Below are 536 nucleotides of genomic sequence, written 5' to 3'. Positions count from 1 at the left end.
CCCCGCTGCTATCGTTCCGGTTGGATTTTATCGGCCGGTTGCCGCCGGCGCAGGAAGGTTTGGGAGAGCGAATGGCCGTCCTCGAGAACGCAGAAGCCGTCGTCCCCAAATTGCCGATCTGGCAAACGACCAAGGCTGCCTATCGCGACACCTTCGGCAACCTGGGCGTTGTTGCCACAGCTGCCGCGGTGCCATTCGGCCTTTCCGTACTGGTCGATATCGCGCTGCCAGAAGACGCCGCCGGTGCCGCCCTCGCGGTCATCCGACTTTTCCTGACCACCGCCGTCGTTGCGCTCTTCGAGATCGCCTGGCTCCGCCGGCTGCTGTTGGAGGAATCTACCGCGCGGCCGGGATTGGTGCCCCCCATCGGTCGGCGCTTCCGTGTCTTTGTCGGCTACAGCTTGCTGCTCACCGTGTTGTACGTCCCCGCGATCTTCTTCCAAGTCGTGCTGGTGGAGACAGCGCAAGCTTCGCCGGTGACCTTCGGCATCTTCATTTTCATCCTCTACGTCACCGCCAGTTACCTGATCGCCCGC

1 protein-coding gene is annotated in these 536 nt (G+C 62.9%); it reads left to right on the top strand.

The features are described from left to right. A partial coding sequence (locus ACKGJN_RS16750) for a hypothetical protein (protein ID WP_409540707.1) occupies positions 1-536 on the top strand: 536 nt, incomplete at both ends.

The organism is Gillisia xinjiangensis (genome assembly GCF_046298265.1).
In the GTDB taxonomy this organism is placed as follows: Bacteria; Bacteroidota; Bacteroidia; order Flavobacteriales; family Flavobacteriaceae; genus Gillisia; species Gillisia xinjiangensis.
Note: the sequence above shows the minus strand (reverse complement) of the source record. Positions and strands in the feature narration are given on the sequence as shown.